15 protein-coding genes are annotated in these 17,018 nt (G+C 54.1%); 1 reads left to right on the top strand and 14 read right to left on the bottom strand.

The features are described 5' to 3' along the window. Window positions 1-173: 173 nt before the first annotated feature. From BTJ40_RS17935 to dksA, 12 genes are all read right to left on the bottom strand, one after another. Window positions 174-1,304: a hypothetical protein gene (locus BTJ40_RS17935; RefSeq protein WP_108734354.1), complete on the bottom strand. Its 1,131-nt coding sequence runs from the start codon at window positions 1,302-1,304 to the stop codon at window positions 174-176. 351 nt (window positions 1,305-1,655) lie between these two features. Beyond that, complete coding sequence (locus BTJ40_RS17930; RefSeq protein WP_108734353.1) at window positions 1,656-2,693, bottom strand: endonuclease/exonuclease/phosphatase family protein; 1,038 nt, start codon at window positions 2,691-2,693, stop codon at window positions 1,656-1,658. A gap of 399 nt (window positions 2,694-3,092) precedes the next feature. Next, a complete protein-coding gene (locus BTJ40_RS17925; RefSeq protein WP_108734352.1) occupies window positions 3,093-3,884 on the bottom strand; it encodes an acyl-CoA thioesterase II in 792 nt (263 codons plus the stop codon). Between the two features lie 77 nt (window positions 3,885-3,961). Then, window positions 3,962-4,774 (bottom strand): 3-methyl-2-oxobutanoate hydroxymethyltransferase, encoded by an 813-nt coding sequence (panB, locus tag BTJ40_RS17920; protein WP_108734351.1) that lies wholly within the window; start codon window positions 4,772-4,774, stop codon window positions 3,962-3,964. A gap of 5 nt (window positions 4,775-4,779) precedes the next feature. Further along, a complete protein-coding gene (locus tag BTJ40_RS17915) occupies window positions 4,780-5,466 on the bottom strand; it encodes a deoxynucleoside kinase (RefSeq protein WP_108734350.1) in 687 nt (228 codons plus the stop codon). Between the two features lie 101 nt (window positions 5,467-5,567). After that, window positions 5,568-6,044: a 2-amino-4-hydroxy-6-hydroxymethyldihydropteridine diphosphokinase gene (gene folK, locus BTJ40_RS17910; RefSeq protein ID WP_108734349.1), complete on the bottom strand. Its 477-nt coding sequence runs from the start codon at window positions 6,042-6,044 to the stop codon at window positions 5,568-5,570. Beyond that, window positions 6,044-7,420 (bottom strand): polynucleotide adenylyltransferase PcnB, encoded by a 1,377-nt coding sequence (pcnB, locus tag BTJ40_RS17905; RefSeq protein ID WP_369974261.1) that lies wholly within the window; start codon window positions 7,418-7,420, stop codon window positions 6,044-6,046. Before pcnB ends, folK begins: the two co-directional genes overlap by 1 nt. Window positions 7,421-8,233: 813 nt before the next feature. Then, window positions 8,234-9,625: a sigma-54 dependent transcriptional regulator gene (locus BTJ40_RS17900; protein ID WP_108734348.1), complete on the bottom strand. Its 1,392-nt coding sequence runs from the start codon at window positions 9,623-9,625 to the stop codon at window positions 8,234-8,236. Between the two features lie 129 nt (window positions 9,626-9,754). Next, window positions 9,755-12,718, bottom strand: a complete 2,964-nt coding sequence (locus BTJ40_RS17895) for an ATP-binding protein (protein WP_108734347.1) — start codon at window positions 12,716-12,718, stop codon at window positions 9,755-9,757. After that, window positions 12,708-12,884 carry a hypothetical protein gene (locus BTJ40_RS22525; RefSeq protein ID WP_169337099.1) on the bottom strand — a complete coding sequence of 59 codons (177 nt, stop codon included), beginning with the start codon at window positions 12,882-12,884 and terminating at the stop codon, window positions 12,708-12,710. The genes BTJ40_RS17895 and BTJ40_RS22525 overlap by 11 nt, the downstream gene beginning before the upstream one ends. Before the next feature lie 142 nt (window positions 12,885-13,026). Continuing rightward, window positions 13,027-13,899, bottom strand: a complete 873-nt coding sequence (gene gluQRS, locus BTJ40_RS17890; protein WP_108734346.1) for a tRNA glutamyl-Q(34) synthetase GluQRS — start codon at window positions 13,897-13,899, stop codon at window positions 13,027-13,029. Window positions 13,900-13,979: 80 nt separating this feature from the next. Then, on the bottom strand, window positions 13,980-14,417 hold the full coding sequence (gene dksA, locus BTJ40_RS17885) for an RNA polymerase-binding protein DksA (RefSeq protein ID WP_108734345.1): 438 nt from the start codon (window positions 14,415-14,417) through the stop codon (window positions 13,980-13,982). 246 nt (window positions 14,418-14,663) lie between these two features. Here dksA and sfsA point away from each other — a divergent pair, with 246 nt between their 5' ends. After that, the gene (gene sfsA, locus BTJ40_RS17880) at window positions 14,664-15,377 is read left to right on the top strand and encodes a DNA/RNA nuclease SfsA (RefSeq protein ID WP_369974260.1); all 714 of its coding nucleotides are present in this window, start codon (window positions 14,664-14,666) and stop codon (window positions 15,375-15,377) included. A gap of 18 nt (window positions 15,378-15,395) precedes the next feature. On the opposite strand, the gene BTJ40_RS17875 is transcribed toward sfsA, so the two are convergent. Together BTJ40_RS17875 and BTJ40_RS17870 are read right to left on the bottom strand one after the other, a co-directional pair. Continuing rightward, complete coding sequence (locus tag BTJ40_RS17875) at window positions 15,396-15,740, bottom strand: Rieske (2Fe-2S) protein (RefSeq protein ID WP_108734344.1); 345 nt, start codon at window positions 15,738-15,740, stop codon at window positions 15,396-15,398. A 48-nt stretch (window positions 15,741-15,788) separates the two neighbouring features. Beyond that, a complete protein-coding gene (locus BTJ40_RS17870) occupies window positions 15,789-16,844 on the bottom strand; it encodes a S1C family serine protease (protein WP_108734343.1) in 1,056 nt (351 codons plus the stop codon). Window positions 16,845-17,018 lie beyond the last annotated feature (174 nt).

Genomic DNA, 17,018 nt, shown 5'->3' with positions numbered 1-17,018 from the left:
TGTTTGGAAAACTGGCAGAATCTACAATATGAAACTTCTTAAAGTGTGCCGGTCGCCCTAAAAGATCTGAGTATAAAATCTTGTGGCTCCCTCCCATCGGGAAGCTGCCTCCAAGGTGAAAGCTTTTTCCAGTTGGTAATACGCTCATAAGGAAAGGTGGTACTACCCCAATCCTAAACAGAGAGCGTCATTATTAATGATTGTGTTCTTTTTACTGCTTTGTGGGTGCTAGTATTTTCAATCCCTCTTATTTCTACTTTCGAGCCATCCGAATACTTGTCCGTTAGAGTTAGCTCTATTGAATCAGAATCCTCTGAGGACAGAAAACCCTGGATTATGTGCACGCGATCGAAAGCAATATTTTTTGGGAAAAAAGCGGGTAGTAAAGACTTCAGTTGTTCCTCAATAATTTGACTGCGGCTATAAAACTGTAGGTGCACTTGCTCTGAGCTTATATAGGGATTTATAAGCTCTATAAAAATATCTGCGAGTGTAAAACTGATATCATAACGGTGCCCTTTGTATAAGAAGGGTGGAAAGAAAAAGAACTGGCTACTTTTAATGTTGATGGGTGAGTTTAATAAGTTTAGAGATCTTGCCAGAATCAACGTTGTTGCAAAATGACCAGCAGCTAGAAATACTTTCTCAGCAGTAAACTTCCTTGTCCGGCCATTACTTACCTCAACTGCAATTACTTCAACATTATTCTCTATTTCTCGTACTTCCAGTACAAGAAATCCTTTATGTATAGTCAGTCCACTTTTCTGCAGATTTTCAAATAAGTATCTAGGGTTAAAGATGGATTGATATGGGCAGCCATCAAAGCAATGGCCACAATACCTGCATCCTTGCTCTCCCATGCTTGCATCTACCGCCAGTCGAGCCCTGCCAAATTCAATGCCGTTTCTCTGAAGGTGGTGTTCAATTTCCGTCAATTTTTTTAGTAAAAAATCCGTCGGCGCATTTCTCTTTAAGGCTTCAGGCTTATCGGTAAAAAGCGGGTATTTTTTTTGGAGGTTATCTGCTTCCGCGCTTATCGGCATATAGCGGAGTATATTTTTGTAGGACGGTTTTAGTTCATTTAAGGAAATGGGCCACTTGCGTAGTTGGTGCTCACTGTAGGGCATAACAGCTGCTCCCCATACGTTTCCAAGTCCACCATAGCCATGGGAGAATTCTGTTTTACAGTTTTTTGTTGTAATGGTGAGTTGTTCTGGAACTCTATAAGGAAAGTCAGATCCAAATATGAATCTTCTCTCAATGCCTTTGCGAGACGCTAACGCTGGAGGGAATAGTTGATCCACTTCCTCCTGTGTCCAAGGGTCAACGCCTTTTCTGGATAAGGCATTAACCTAACCCTTGGTATCGTTCTCGAGATCGTATGCAACATCAATGACCTCAACTGTCTGATCAATATCTTGAAGTACTTTAACAGTTGCGATACTCGCAGAACCACTTCCGACAACTAGATTTTTAATCCTGTTCACTGCGACCTCTTGCCGTCAACCCCCCGTTTTATACCTTTGTTAAAAACCTTTCTCTATAAATGGAATTATAGTGGTGGTAGTAATTGCGGCCCTGGTTAGCCACTTTTACTGGAAAAGTAGTTGTAATAGCCCCTTCCGATCCCCTGCGGAAGAGGCTGTGTCTATTGTTTAGTGCTTAACCCATGAGAAGTCTACAAATACAGGATCGTGATCGCTCAGTCCTGTGTACTCCGAAGAGCCAATGTAGTAGTTGGTTACATCCAGAGTGTAATTGGGATTGTTGTTAATGACGACTACATGATCGGTATCATCCTGAAGCTCATCGGCACAGGCTTCCAGGCTGGTATCGTTGCCAGACAGCATATATTGGCACGCATGTTTGCCGCCGGTCTTGGCAAAAAAATCCTTCCAGGCCTGGTAGTTGGCGCCCCGCCAGTCGTCATCATTTTCATCAAATGCCATATTGAAGTCACCGGCCAGGATAACTGTGGCATCGCTTGAATGGGCGACAATCATGTCAGCAATCTGGTCGAGTTGCTTGGCCTTGGCATTTAGATCATCGTCTTGGCGCCCTGCATCCATATGGGTGTTATACACATGGACATGGAAGTTTTTGGTCACTTCAACTTTTGCCACCGTAAAGCCTTTTTCGGTATCACAGTCGTTGCCGGCGCACTTGTCAAAAGTTTCCTCTTCATAAGTGGCAAAGGTGTAGTCGTCGTCGTCGCGGTTATCGCGATCAAACGGAAACTTGGAGAAGGTCAGCAGGCCATTGCCGAAGCTGGTACCAGTGCCTTTCCAGTGTTTGGAGCGATAGGGAACTGTATTGTTATCGAGCTTATCGTCGTCGTCCAAATAATTGGCTTTGGTTTTGTTCCAGGCTTCCTGCATTAGCCAGAGGTCTTTGGGGTTGCTGTCAAAAGTGTTAATAATTTGCTTGAACTCAGACTTGCTATTGCCGCCAATACACTCCAAGAAACCATCCATGTTGTAGACGATCATGTCAAAGCTGCCTGAGCTGGCGTCGGCAAACTCAGTATCACCGTATTCATAGCCATCCAGGTCTTTTGAACCGGTATCATCGACATCATCAATAAATTCAAACCAGTTGCATGAGGTAATTGCATCCCATACATCCTCAAAATCTGCAGCGGCAGCGGGATAGCTGAATAAAAGTGTGAGGGAAATAAATATTCTTTTTATCATTATTGCTCTCCAAAATTGTTATTACCGATTGTTTTGTAGTGGGATCGAAAATTGAGGCCATTTCTCTGGCGGCCTCTTTTATTCGAAGGTGGGGATGATGGATAGCGTAGATTACAAATTGGAGTAAGGGAGGTTTATTTTATTTTATTTTCCTGTAAGAGCGGCGCGAATTATTTTTTTTCATAAAAAAATAATAAAAATCACGAAAATTTTATATTCTACTGAGGGTAATAATTGGTTTGTTAGACGGGTTAAGCAGGCTCGGGAAATATTGTTGAGGGTAGTCTGAAGACCGCAGAAAAAATACAAAATTCTTTAGAGTCGCTTAAATGGTTCCATCCTTGGAGCCAAAGCAATTAATGAGCGCAGGTAGATAGGTAGTTGATCGACGAGTACGGGTTAACCAAAGATAGTGACCATTTGGCGGGACAGGGCGGTTAAATGCCCATCGGCATCCCACAAGCGGGCCTGTATTACTGCGTAGCCATCCTCGGCCTGTTCCACTTCGGCCTCGTATTGCCACCAATCAGAAGCGGTGCACTCTGGAAGTGGCTCCATAAACTCCACTGTCCATGTTAATGAGCTGGCGGGAGCCGGCTCCTTCATCATCGGGAGTGTCGCCGGTGGCCAGGCATCGATCAGTGCGAGTAAGTGGCTGATACCGGTACGGCCTTCACTGCCATCCTTAAATCGTACCCACCCACCTAAAACTCTCTCTTTCGCGCCGCTGAAAGGGAGGCCCCCACAAGCGATGCGGTAATCGAACTTCTGTGTGAACTCCGGCACTACACCTTCGATATAGGGCAGGGGCAGGCATTTATCCGGGGTAGGGTAATCCGGTGCTGAGGGACCTTTGGCGAGAACTGATGACTCCCTGCCCCGGCCAAAACTGGCGAGGCCCGCCAGCATAACGGCACCATCCTGATCGAGGTGCCCCTGCACCTGGGTGACAGAGCGACCTGCGCGAAGGACATCTGCGCAGGTGTTAATCGCCCCCGGGGCAACCGGGCCTACGAATGAGGTAGTAAAAGAGCGTAAGCTGCTGTCAGAAGGCAGTTCTGAAGCCATTTGCTCATACAGCATCGCGGCTACAAGGCCGCCAAATGTGGCCCGCCCCTGGGTCCAGCCTTCGGGCACAGAAGAGGCACCTTTAGCTGAAAGCCAATCCTGGATAAGTTGGTCGAAAGTCATAGTTTTACCGCTTGAGAGCGGCAGGGACACCTGCCGCAGAAAAGTTCCGGGAGAGAAGCTCCTGGATGAGGGGAGTATTATTTAAAAATGTGTTCCTCGCCGGGGAAAGAGCCCAGCTTGACGTCCTCGGCGTATTTGCGCAGGGCTCCGGGAATATCCTCGGCTTCCACCAGGAAGTTTTTGGAAAATTTAGGTGGCTTTTCAGTGAGGCCGAGAATGTCGTTGATGACCAATACCTGGGCATCGCAGTCGCGACCTGCACCTATACCGATGGTGGGCATGGATACGGATTCGGTAATACGCTTTGCCAGGTCGGCGGGTACACATTCCAACACCAACAGGTCGGCACCGGCCTCGTCGAGCAGCAGGGCGTCTTCCAAAATTTGCTTGGCGTGCTCCTCATCGCGCCCCTGAACGCGATAGCCACCCAGCTTGTGCACTGACTGGGGCGTTAGGCCCAGGTGGGCGCAAACGGGAATACCCCGGTCAGTCAGGATCTTAACAGTGTCGGCTAACCAGGCGCCCCCCTCAATCTTCACCATGTGGGCGCCGGCCTGCATGATTCGGGTGGCATTGGTCAGTGCCTGCTCCGAAGTAGCGTAAGTCATAAACGGCATATCCCCCATAATCAGGGACTTCTTATTGCCGCGCGCTACCGCCTCGACATGGTAAATCATTTGCTCCATGGTCACTGGCACGGTGCTGTCGTAACCCAGCACGGTCATGCCCAGGGAATCACCGACAAGCAGCGTCTCAACCCCGGACTTTTGCGCCATCGCAGCCATGGGGGCATCGTAGAGAGCAACGGTAATAAACTTCTCGCCACTCGCTTTCATTTTTCGCAGGGTTTGAACGGTTACGAGCTTTTCTAATTCAGAGGGTGCATACATAACGATTAACTTCCTGGGTTGTAATAGTGCCGGCCACTGGTAATCGTGAACAGATATTCGACCAGCTGTTGGTAATCCTCTGAGCTATCGACAATGTCGATCTCTTCAGTGTTGACGATGAGTAGAGGCGCTTCATCGTAAAAGTGGAAAAAACGGGTGTAGGCGTTATTGAGGGTGGCGAGGTACTCATGGCTTATTGCCTGCTCTGACGGGATACCTCGATTGCGGATTCTGGCCTGCAGTACCTCTACGGGCGCTTGCAAATAGATCACCAGGTCCGGTTTGGGGGCTTCTAAAGTGAGGTGCTTGTATACCTGTTGGTACAGGTGCAGCTCATCCTTATCCAGTGTGACTTCAGCAAACAGCTGGTCCTTTTCGATTAAAAAGTCCGATACCCGCACTGGCTCAAAGATATCGTCCTGCCGTAGCGCCTGGATCTGTTGTGATCGCTGTAGGAGAAAGTGCAGCTGTGTGGGCAGTGCAGCATTTTTGGGGTCCCGGTAGAAACGCTCCAAAAAAGGGTTTTCTTCGGGTAATTCCAACAGTGTGTCGTAATTGAATGTTGAGGCCAGCTTCTTTGCCAGTGTGGTTTTGCCCACACCAATATTGCCTTCCACCGCGATAAACTTCGGCGGTTTTTTATCAGACAGGTTGAATTCAGCTGTGCTGGTCTCGGGTTTTTCGATAACCACTTGAGCGACTCCTCTTTGTCTGGGGTCTTCCCTGATGAGTTGCAAACGCAAAAGTACTATTGAGAGGGCCGCCCGTCGAGTAGTCGGGGAGCCTCAGTCGATCAAACCTTTTCCAGGCGGTTATCCGGGCAGCCCTGTAAGAGTGCTGGCAAGGTTCCCAATCCGGGCAGTTCCATCGCGGGAGCCAACTCAGAAAGGGGTAGCAGTACGAAGTTGCGCTCGGCCATGCGCGGGTGTGGGACCTGTAGGCGGGGCTCATCGATTTGAGACTGGCCAAACAACAGGATATCCAGGTCCAGGGTGCGGGCGCCCCAGCGGATGGAGCGCTCGCGCCCGTGGGACAGCTCGATAGATTGGAGCTGCTCCAGTAGTGCCAGCGGGGACAGTGCTGTTTTCAGTGCTGCGACAGCATTGATGTAATCAGGTTGGTCGCCGGGGCCGATCGGAGCGCTTCGGTAAAAGCTCGAATACCCCAATAATTCTGTACTGGGGATTTGTTCCATGGCTGACAGGGCACTGCGCAGTTGTTGTCCGGGTTCCGCCAGGTTACTGCCCAAGCCGATATAGACGGTTTCCATTATTGTTCTGCTCTCGGCTTGCGGCGGCGGCCGCGAGAGTTGCGGTTGCGGCGCCCACCACTGCCTGTGCGCTGTAGCTTGCGCACCATTTGCTGGCGCTGATCATCGTCGGCCTGTTGGAAATCGGTCCACCATTTGCCCAGGCCCGCTTCAATCTCACCACTCTCCTCCCGAAGTAACAGGAAGTCGTAGGCGGCGCGGAAACGGGGGTGCTCCGCCAGGCGTTGGGCACGACTGCCACCGCGCTGGGGCAGTCGCTGTTGCAGGTCCCAGATTTCGCGCATGGGGATTGAGAAACGCTTGGGGATAGCTGTGTGGGCCAGCTGTGAACTGGTAATCTTTTGTGCCGCCTGGGCCAGCGCCGGCGCTGGCGGGGTGCCCTTGGCAATCAGCTTTTGTTGTTCGGTGCTCACCGCAGGCCACAGCAGGGCGGCATAGAGGAAAGCTGGGGTAACACGCATATCGGCACGAATACGTTTGTCGGTATTGCGCAGGGCTTGCTGGGACAGCACCAGAGCTGCGCTGTTGGCCTCAATCTGTGCAGCATTATCCGGAAAGAGGTGTTGCCAGAGCTGGTACTGGCGCAGCAGCTCAAAGGTGCGCTCGCCGTGGCCACTCATCAGCAGCTTGAGAATCTCATCGAACAGGCGTGCCGGGGCAATATTGCGTAATAGAGGCGCCAATTCATGCAGGGGAGCTTCGGTCTTGCCCTCAATAGTGAAATTCAGTTTGGCGGCGAAGCGCACTGCGCGCAGCATACGCACAGGGTCTTCCTTATAGCGGACTTCAGGCGAGCCGATCATTCGAATCAGGCGCTTTTCAATATCCTCGACACCGCCGGTGTAGTCGTGGATTTCAAAACCTTTGGTGGTGTAGTAGAGCGCGTTGACCGTGAAATCCCGGCGCATGGCATCACTTTCCAGGTCGCCATAGACATTGTCCCGCAGGAGCATACCGTGCTCGGACTGTTTGGCCTCGTGGTCCTCACCGTCGCTGTGGTGGCCGCGGAAAGTAGTGACTTCGATGACCTCGCGGCCTATGCGAGCGTGGAGAATGCGAAAGCGACGACCGACGATGCGGGCGCCACGAAACAGCACCTTGGCCTGTTCCGGGGTGGCATCGGTGGCGACATCGAAATCCTTGGGGTGACCGCCGAGCATCAGGTCCCGTACGCCCCCACCCACGATATACGCCTGGTATCCGGCATCCTGCAGGCGCTTCATAACCGTTAAGGCCGCGCGGCTGATCTCCCGGCGCGAGATATTGTGGTCGTTGCGGGCGATAACCCTGGGGCCTTTACTGGCTGGCTTGCGCCAGCGTTTGATACTACTAATCAGGTTGTTGAGCATACGGCTGTCTATGTTGACTGCTGCCATTTAGGGATGGCCGGGAAAGCCCCGCTGTGCTTGGCCACGCATTGGTTGGCGGCCTGTGTAAGTGGTGGTCCCTTAGGGAGATTCACGATGGCACTGCTGGAGCCTCTATACCTGGGTTGACCCAGAAGCGAGACCGGAAAGGGAGCCTCAGTGGCTGTTTATCCTCAGAGATCGGGACTCGCGGGCGCGATTCTAACACACGCAAAGGAATGCGCCCGCAATATGCGGGTGCCTGTAATTTCGGGGGAAAAGAAATATGGGAATTATTATTACCAGTATGAAGGCAGCGGCTTCCTTGCGCTCTCAATTTGCTTTCAAGCAAACACCCTCTCCCAGGTACAGTTCAGTCAGTTTGCAACGCGCTTGTTGTTATTCTTATTCTTCTTGAGTTTTATTGTTATTGTTTATTGTTGTTCTTGCGGTTTTGGCCACTCATTGCTTTTATTGTCGGCCGCCCCATTATTTTTATTATGTTTCGCCCCACTTATTGTTAGTTGTTATAGGGCTTGTAACAGTCATTTATTTTTATTGTTGGCTGTTTTCAGTTTTTGTACTAAGAGTAAAGCACTTAGTATGCCAACTTTTAAAAATTCTTATAAATCAATGGCTTACAATCTTTACGAAATTTGACGGAACTTTTCCAAGAGCTATTGCGTTACGGAAGGTGCGAGAGTTGTTACTTCTGGGTGGGTGTGGGTAACACTCTGGTCGGTAACCCCTGTGGGAGTGGGGTAACAAAGTGATCGGAGGAGTGCGGCAAGTGGGTCAGGAATGGGAGCAGGGGGCGGAGCCCCCAGAGGATAGTGTTAGTTTTTACGCTTCTGCGGTGGCGCTGCGGCGGCTCTTCTTGCGGGGGATACCCAGTTTTTGGCGTCGCTCCCACAGGCATTTGCGGCTGACGCCGAGCTTCTTGGCCAGGTCCGTCTCACTCATGGTGTCCTGGTGCTCAATAACGAAGCGGGCGAAGTAGTCTTCCAAGGACAGGTCCTCGCGGGGGTCGGTATGCAGACTGCGAGGGCGCGGGATGCCGTCGGCCTCTTCGATGGGTACCAGGTCCAGATCGATATCCAGGGTTTTGTGGTCGATCTCGCGGCTGTTCTTATCCGTTAGGATCACAGCGCGCTGAATGGCGTTCTCGAGTTCGCGCACGTTACCGGGCCAGGTGTAGGTGGTAACAGCCTGGATGGCTTCCGGTGACAGGCGCAATAAGGGGCGCTCGATCTTGGTGCAGAACTTTTCCAACAGGTGCTCTGCCAGTGCGAGGACGTCTCTGCCTCGCTCGCGCAAGGGCGCAAGCGTCATTTGCACTACATTGATGCGGTAGTAGAGATCTTCGCGAAATTTTCGCTCCGCTGATAGCTGGCGCAGGTTGCGGTGGGTGGCTGTTACCAGGCGCACATCCACTTTGCGGGATTCGATTGAGCCGATTGGGCGAACTTCGCCCTCTTGCAGTACACGCAGCAGGCGGGCCTGTGCTTCGAGGGGCAGCTCGCCTATCTCGTCGAGGAACAGGGTTCCCCCATCGGCTGCCGCTACCAATCCCTCTCGGGAACTCTGGGCACCAGTAAAGGCACCTTTTTCGTAGCCGAACAGCTCCGATTCAATCAGCGTATCGGGGATAGCAGCACAGTTAACAGAGATCAAAGGTTTGTTGGCCCGGCGGCTCTCTTCGTGGATAGCGCGGGCCACCAGCTCCTTACCAGTTCCGGTTTCGCCGTGAACCAGAACGGTAGCGTCTGTGGGAGCAACCTTATGGATGCGACCGTAGAGCTCCCTCATCACCGGGCTGCTGCCGATCATGCCGGCAATTGTGCTGGTGTTTTCCTTTTCGTTAACCGGTTGAGCGCGATTCTGCTCCGCTTTGCCAATGACCCGGCGCACGGTTGCGAGCATTTCGTCGTGGTCAAAGGGTTTGGCGATATAGTCTGCGGCGCCCATACGCATGGAATCCACTGCAGAGCGCAGGCTGGCATAGCTGGTCATGATCAGCACCGGCACATCACCGGCGTGTTTGAGCAAGTCGGTGCCCGGTGCGCCAGGCAGGCGCAGGTCGGAGATAACCAGGTCAACTTCATTGAGACGGTACTTGCTGAGCGCCTCCTTCACCGAACCCGCTTCACTGATTTTGTAGCGGTGCCGCTCTAAAAGCTTGCGCAGCGCCGTTCGGATAATGGCTTCATCTTCGACGATGAGGATGTGGCTCATATGTTACGCCTGGTTACAAAATGCTCAGTAAGCGCCTAGTTTTACCCGGGCGCCGTTTCGATGCAACTCAAAAACTGTTAATCGGGTTATTTTTGAACAAATAATGATCGATATTGATGGTCAGACATCTCAGTCGCCTAGTGGCAGTTGCACAATAAAGCGGGCGCCAGTGCCGGTTTCCTGGTTGGCGGGGCTGACTAATTCCAGCTGGCCGCCGTGCTCCTCGACAATGCTGTAAACCATTGCCAGTCCCAGTCCCGTACCTTCGCCGGGCTCTTTCGTGGTGAAAAAAGGCTCCAGAATTCTCTCCCTGTGCTGAGCTGAAATTCCCGGCCCACTATCGGTAACAGAGACACAGGCGCTGCCGCTCTTGCGATAGCCCTCGATCACAATCTGGCCACCATCGGGGCTTGCATCGCGGGCATTGCTTAGCAGGTTGATAAACACCTGGATCAGGCGCTGGTTGTCTCCGGGGGCGATCAGGTCTTCGGGCACCCGATTTTCAAACTGGACCTCGGTCTTGTCCCGCTGCAGGGACAGCAGGTTGACCGCTTCCTGTACGCAAGCGTAAAGGTCCACTGGGGCCCGCTCGCTGTCTTCCTGGCTGCCACTGTGAGAGAAGTTGACTAGCGAGTGGACGATACGACTGATGCGCTGGGTCTGGCTCAGGATCTGGTCGGCAGTATCCAGGACTTCGGGGTTGTCACAGTCGTACTGGAGGTTTTGCGCCAGGCAGGCGATCCCGGTTACTGGGTTGCCCACTTCGTGGGCCACGCCGGCGGCCAAGCGGCCCACAGAGGCCAGGCGCTCGCTGTGGATAAGTTCCTGCTCCAGTACCTGGGTTTCGGTGATGTCCTCCAGCAACAACATTTGTGCATCGCCGCGCTCGTCGCGGGAGCGATCGCTGCGGCTGCGTTTTTGCCGCGCCTTGTGCAGGTTGAGCCAGTGGCTGTTGCCTTCGAGGCTCACCTGTTGCTTAAAGCGACTGGCATCGGTGGATAGGGCAAATTCCCCCAGCAGGCTGCGCCAGGGTTCCGCCAAGTATTCCAGTTTTGAGCCGATTACCTCGCTGGCACTGATACCGGTGAGGTCCTGCATGGCGTAGTTCCACAACAGGACTTCTCCGTCGCGCCCCAGGGAGCAAGCGGCCATCGGCAGCTCTTCCAGCATTTGGCGGTGATACAGGCGCAGGTTGTTGAGTTCTGCGGCCAGGCCGGTGAGCTGGTGCTTATAGCGGCCCAATCGGGTCTCGATCAGGTGAATGTCCTTGTTCGCCGGCTGGTCGCTGTTCTTGAACGGGAAGTGTCGATCGATAATTTGCACCGCCAGAACCCGTCCCAGCAGGCCGGAGAGATTGGACTCCAGCTTGTTGCGCAGTTGGCGCAGGGCGTAGGGGCGGCGCTCGTTATCCGGCAGGTTGAGGGCGGCGAGGGCGCGTTTAACCTCTTTATTTGCCGTAGCGGCCCCGAGGCTTTCAGCCAAGCGCAGGCGAAAATCTGCGGCGGATTCCACATCCAGTCCCAGGCGCAGAGCCTGGGCGATGGTGTCGTCGCTACACAGGTCAGCGGCGTACTGCTCCAGGCTGCTGGTGCGGGTGAACAGAGATAGGCCGACAAATAACAGGACATTGACCCCCAATGACAGGGTGGTGATCTGTGTCCAGATAGACATTCCCAGGGGAATTTGGAGGGAGGTGCCGGGCAGGGTGATGCCGGTAATCCCAAAAATTGACGGAATTAACAGGCCGCCCCCCCAAAGTAACATGCCCGCCAGCAGGCCACCGACAAATCCGCGTCGATTGCCTCGCGGCCAGTGGATTACAGCAAAAATCCCAGGCAGAAATTGGAGTGATCCGATAAATGCCAGCAGGGCCAGATCCGACAGGGAGAGTCGGTTGTTGAGTAACAGGTAAAAGGCAAAGCCGGCAATAAATAGAGCGGCGATCAGCGCGCGGCGCAGCCACACCAGCTGCCGGTACATATTGTCCTCAGAATGCCAGCGGGTGCCGGGCAGCAGCCAGTGGTTCATCACCATGGTGGCGAGGGCCAAGGTGATCATAATTAATGCGCCAGTGGCTGCTGACAGGCCGCCGATAAAGGCCAGGGTGGTGAGCAGTGCTGAGCCACTGGCGCGGGGAACTGCCAGGGAGAAGTACTGCACCGGGCCGGCCACATCCAGGGCAAAGCCTGCCCACATGATGGGGAAGATGGGCAGGGCCATCAGCAGCAGGAACAGGGGGAAGCCCCAACTGGCGGTGCGCATTGCCTGTCCGGTGGGGCGCTCGGCAATACTCAGGTAAAAAATATGTGGCATAGCCACGGCAGTGGCGATAAACACCAGTAGCAGGGTATGGGATGAGCCCTGCTTGATGGGGGTGTAGAGCAGCTGGTGCATATCGGGGTTCTCCAGCAGCCACTCATCCAGGCCGGAAAACCCACCGAAGACGCCGTAAATGGCATAGCCGCCCACAGCGGTGAGGGCCACCAGTTTTACCAGGGACTCCAGGGCCATGGCACTGGCCAGGCCCTCGCCACGCTCGCGGGTAGCGCCGTACATACTGGTGAATACCGCCAGCAGCACGCAGTAGAAAAATGCGATTAAATTTTTGCTCGATACACCGCTGTCTGGCAGTGCCAGGGCAGCCACACTATCCCGCGACAAAAGGGCCAGGGTCTCAGATACCGCCTGGATTTGCAGGGCGATCAGGGGGAGCAGTGCCAACAGCATAAACAGGGTGGCGAGAGTCCCCGCCTGGCGGCTGTGATAGCGGAACACCAGAAGATCTGCCGGGGAGTAAAGCTGGTAGCGCTGTGCCAGGCGCGCCAGTGGTTCCAGGGCTACCGGCGCAAACAGGAACATGGCGCCGGTGCCCAGATAGTAGGCGAGCACCCCGTAACCATATTGCCAGGCCAGGTCGACGATACCGTAGAAGGTCCAGGCCGATAACGATACGCCGAGGGAGAGCACATAAACCAATGGATGGCGCACCCAGCGGGAAGGTAGCCAGCCCTTGGAGGTGGCGAAGGCGACAAAAAACAGGGTGGCGATATAGGCCACTCCCACCAGGGCAATGTGGGCAATATCAAAGCTCATTCGATTTGCGCCTCCACTGGATAAAAATCGCCAGTAGGATCAGCACGAACCAGAGGATAAAAGGCCGGTACCAGGCGCCGACGGGATTGATCATCCAGGTAAAGATGGTGGGGGAGAATACATAACCCACCAGCACCAGCAGAATTAATAGTGTGCGGTTACTCATAGATCGCCTTGAAAACCCGCTAGAGAAATTTGTTGTCCGCGCACTGTACCGATGAGAAGTCATCCCTGTGTAATCGTCAACGCGGGCTATCAGCCGGCCCCCTAAGGGCGGCTGGCGCGGAAATGGTAAGTGCAGCTTGGAATCAGTGCAATTGGCGGTTGCGCCTATCTATCTGGTGGCGGCGCCAGCGGGCGGTGGCCCACTTGAGAATATGCTCGGGGGGTTCTGTAAGGGCACTGTTTGGTAATTTGAAGCCGAGGAACTGCAAAGCCTTACACAGGTTATCGGAAGCCATGTTGTCGTCGATAGCCGGCGCGTGATTTTGCTTGCTGAGTTTTTGCCTGTCGTCAGGGCCCATCACCAACGGCAGATGGCCGAACTGGGGTGGAGTGGCGCCGAGGATTTTAAACAGGCGCTGTTGTGCACCGGTGGTATCCAGTAGGTCTGAGCCGCGCACCACCTGATTGATCTGTTGGTCGATATCGTCGACTACGACTGCCAGTTGGTAGGCATATAGGCCGTCGCGGCGCTTGAGAATGGTGTCTTCGCGGATTAGCTGCCGTTGCTCTCCGTGCCAAATATCCACAAAGCCTTCCTCGCCGCCTGCGCATTGCAATCGCAGCGCTGAGGGTTCGCTCACATCGTATTTAAGGCGACAGAAGTCGTTCGCATGTCCACCATTTTTCTTAATCTGGCTGCGTGAGCAGTCGCAGGGGTAAATCAGTTGCCGTTGGCGCAGTGTGGACAGGGTTTCCTCGTAGAGTGCGTAGCGCTTGCTCTGCCATTCGACGGGGCCGTGCCAGTGCAGTCCGTGGGCTTCCAGGGATTTCAGGATGCGGGTTGCCGCGCCGGGCTCTTCCCGGGGAGGGTCGAGGTCTTCCATGCGCAGGAGCCAGTGTCCGCCATGGGCGAGGGCGTCGAGGTAGCTGCCGACGGCGCACACCAGTGAGCCGAAGTGGAGCGGTCCACTCGGGGAGGGTGCGAAGCGACCAATATAGGGAGTTGTGCTGTTCAAAATGAATAGGGGCGATACATTGATCGCCCCCTCCGAGCAGGGCGATCGCAAGCGAACGCCGTGCCGCTATCGGTTGTGGATCAGCCGGAGATCTGCCGTTCCTTGATTTCCGCGAGGGTTTTGCAGTCTACGCACAGAGTGGCGGTTGGACGGGCTTCCAGGCGGCGAATGCCGATATCAACACCACAGGCTTCGCAGAAACCGTAGTCATCCTGGTCGATAAGCTCCAGGGTGGCATCGATCTTCTTGATCAGCTTGCGCTCGCGATCGCGGGTGCGCAATTCCAGGCTAAATTCTTCTTCCTGGCTGGCGCGGTCTGCGGGATCGGGGAAGTTTGCGGCCTCGTCTTTCATGTGGGAAACGGTGCGGTCCACTTCCGCCATCAGCTCGGCCTTCCAGGCCAACAGCAAGTTGCGGAAATGCTCCTGCTGCTTCTCATTCATGTACTCTTCGCCCTGCGTCTCCTTGTAGGGCTCAAAGCCGTGCAGAGATTCGGTGCTCGCAGCAGTTTTGGGCATAGTCGTTGCCTCTCTTTCTATACGGGCCCCCCTTTATGGGGGCGATACCACCAAATTCAATCTAGCCTAGACCGGAATCTTTCTAAGTGATGCTTTTTTCACCTATGAAATTCGCTGCGGTGTCAGGCTAATCCTGTTCTCGGTACCGATACCCCTGGCGACCGAGAGCGAGGAAGCTATCAAATCTGCGCGATTCGCGCCACAAATAGTTGTCTGCTATTTTGTGGCGCCTGAAATTACAGCCAAATGGTCCAGCCCGTGAAATTTACCCCCCCGTTGCAAAAGGCAACACTTTTGCGCCGATACAAGCGCTTTCTCGCCGATGTGGAATCTGCCAGTGGCGACGTGTTTACCATCCACTGCCCAAATACGGGGTCTATGAAGAATTGTTGGGTGGAGGGGGGAGACTGCTGGTACTCCGATTCTGGCAACCCCAAGCGCAAGTATCGCCACACTCTGGAAATTTGTACGACCCCAGATGGAGCCCTGGCGGGGGTGAACACAGGCCGCGCCAATGCTCTGGTTGAAGAAGCCATTCTGTCCGGCGTAGTCAGCGAGTTACAGGGCTATGAATCCCTGCGCAGGGAAGTGCGCTACGGAGAGGAAAACAGCCGTATCGATCTGTTGTTGTCCGGTGCCGATGGGGACTGCTACGTAGAAGTGAAAAATGTGACCCTGGCAGATGGGGCGCAGGGTTACTTCCCCGATGCGGTAAGTGCCCGGGGCGCCAAGCACCTGCGCGAATTGCAAAAGCTGGCTGATAGCGGTGTGCGGGCGGTACTTTTTTACTGCGTCCAACACAGCGGTATCGAGACGGTGCAGGTGGCGCGGGAAATTGACCTCGCTTATGCTGAGGCTCTGGATTCCGCTATTGGTGCTGGTGTGCAAGTGCTCGCATACCGCGCGAAGCTCGGTGCTGAAGGCGTCGAGCTGGTGGAGGCCCTGCCTTTTCTCCCGTGAGGGAAAGGCAGGGAGCTGTCAGTCGGCCAGTAATGCGTAGAGACCATCCTGTGCATATTCCACGGGTACTGGCGTCAGGGCATCACCAGTACAGGGCCCGGCGATACACTCCCCAGATTCAATCAGGAATAGCGCGCCGTGGGAGGCGCACTGAATAAGTGCGCCATCGGGATCGAGGAACTGGTCTTCCTGCCAGTCCAGATTGATGCCCCGGTGAGGGCAGGTGTTCTTGTAGGCGTAGACCTCGCCATCCTTCATCACAGCAAACACATTGTCAGTGCCGGCGGCAGTGTCTCCGAGGGAGAAACCTTTGGATTGTCCTTCGCTTAACTCGTCATAGCGACACAGGAAGTACTTCTGCATAGATTATCGGCTCCCGGCCTAATTCTTGTTCAGGGCGCAAGCGCCTGCTTATTCGGGTGCCGCGAGTCTAATGGACGTGTAACGAATTGTCCCGTCACGCAGTATGCCGATAGTGATTTCGTCACCGGCACTGTGTTTTTCCAGGGCATTGAGCAGATCGTCGTAGCTGCGAATCGGCTGCTGTTCTATTTCTACAATCACATCGCCCAATTCCCAGCCTCCACCCCGGGTGCGATGGATACCGCGCAAGCCGGCTTTCTCTGCGGGAAGCCCGGGAGCGGTACGCAATACGGCAACCCCCTCAAAGCCGTAGCGGCTACTCCACTGATCCGGGGCGGATTCGATACCAATAATCGGGCGCACCAGGCGGCCGTGATTGATCAGTTCCGGCACAATTTTTTTGACAGTATCCACTGGAATCGCAAAACCAATACCGACACTGGCGCCACTGGGGCTGTAAATTGCGGTGTTAACCCCGATTAAACGCGCCTGGGAATCCAGCAACGGGCCGCCGGAGTTGCCTGGATTAATAGCCGCATCAGTTTGGATAACATTGCGAATGGTGCGGTTGTTGGCGGCTTCAATTTCCCGGCCCAGGGCGCTGACCACACCGGTGGTGAGAGTGGTATCCAGGCCGAACGGATTGCCGATAGCCAGTACTTTGCGGCCTACCGCGAGATTGCTGGAAGTGCCCACAACCAGCGGTTTTAGCAACTCCCTGGGAGCGTCAATTTTCAGAACGGCCAGATCTTTTTCCGGCGCAGATCCCACCAGCTCGGCCGGCCACTCACTGCGATCCTGCAAAGTGATAGTGACTTGCCGTGCACCCTCGATAACGTGGAAATTGGTGACAATATGGCCCTGCGTGTCCCAAATAAATCCACTGCCTGCGCCTTTGGGAACCGAGTGCAAGCGCAGGGTCCTGCGATCCCGTACCAGAGTCTCATTGGTGACATAGACCACCGACGGGCTGGCAAAATTGAACACCTGCATGGTGTTGCGCTCGTCGTCGGTGGCAAAGGTTTCCGCCTGCGCAGATATTGCCGGGGTAAGCAGCAAAAAGACTGAGATTAAGCTGGTGTGTAGAGTTTTAAGTAGAGCCATAAATACAATCCTCCCTTTGAACTACCGGACTGGAAGAGACTTATGAAACTGCCGTCTTCCTTTTTGTTTGCCGCTGTTTTGAAAAGTGTATCTTGTTTGCAATCGTTTTGCGGTGTCGGCTGTTTATTGGGGGCTATTGGCGAGATTTAAAGCTGGGGGCTATGGAGATGACAT

Origin of the sequence: Microbulbifer sp. A4B17, from assembly GCF_003076275.1 — a bacterium.
Lineage (GTDB): Bacteria > Pseudomonadota > Gammaproteobacteria > Pseudomonadales > Cellvibrionaceae > Microbulbifer.
This window is presented reverse-complemented; position numbering and strand designations above follow the sequence as displayed.

Excerpts from the sequence above, each read along its gene's own strand:
- dksA (WP_108734345.1), bottom strand. The coding sequence starts at position 14,417 with ATGCCCAAAACTGCTGCGAGCACCGAATCTCTGCACGGCTTTGAGCCC.
- folK (WP_108734349.1), bottom strand. The coding sequence starts at position 6,044 with ATGGAAACCGTCTATATCGGCTTGGGCAGTAACCTGGCGGAACCCGGA.
- BTJ40_RS17925 (WP_108734352.1), bottom strand. The coding sequence starts at position 3,884 with ATGACTTTCGACCAACTTATCCAGGATTGGCTTTCAGCTAAAGGTGCC.
- sfsA (WP_369974260.1), top strand. The coding sequence starts at position 14,664 with ATGGTCCAGCCCGTGAAATTTACCCCCCCGTTGCAAAAGGCAACACTT.
- BTJ40_RS17895 (WP_108734347.1), bottom strand. The coding sequence starts at position 12,718 with ATGAGCTTTGATATTGCCCACATTGCCCTGGTGGGAGTGGCCTATATC.
- BTJ40_RS17870 (WP_108734343.1), bottom strand. The coding sequence starts at position 16,844 with ATGGCTCTACTTAAAACTCTACACACCAGCTTAATCTCAGTCTTTTTG.
- BTJ40_RS22525 (WP_169337099.1), bottom strand. The coding sequence starts at position 12,884 with ATGAGTAACCGCACACTATTAATTCTGCTGGTGCTGGTGGGTTATGTA.
- BTJ40_RS17930 (WP_108734353.1), bottom strand. The coding sequence starts at position 2,693 with ATGATAAAAAGAATATTTATTTCCCTCACACTTTTATTCAGCTATCCC.
- panB (WP_108734351.1), bottom strand. The coding sequence starts at position 4,774 with ATGTATGCACCCTCTGAATTAGAAAAGCTCGTAACCGTTCAAACCCTG.
- BTJ40_RS17900 (WP_108734348.1), bottom strand. The coding sequence starts at position 9,625 with ATGAGCCACATCCTCATCGTCGAAGATGAAGCCATTATCCGAACGGCG.
- pcnB (WP_369974261.1), bottom strand. The coding sequence starts at position 7,420 with ATGGCAGCAGTCAACATAGACAGCCGTATGCTCAACAACCTGATTAGT.
- BTJ40_RS17875 (WP_108734344.1), bottom strand. The coding sequence starts at position 15,740 with ATGCAGAAGTACTTCCTGTGTCGCTATGACGAGTTAAGCGAAGGACAA.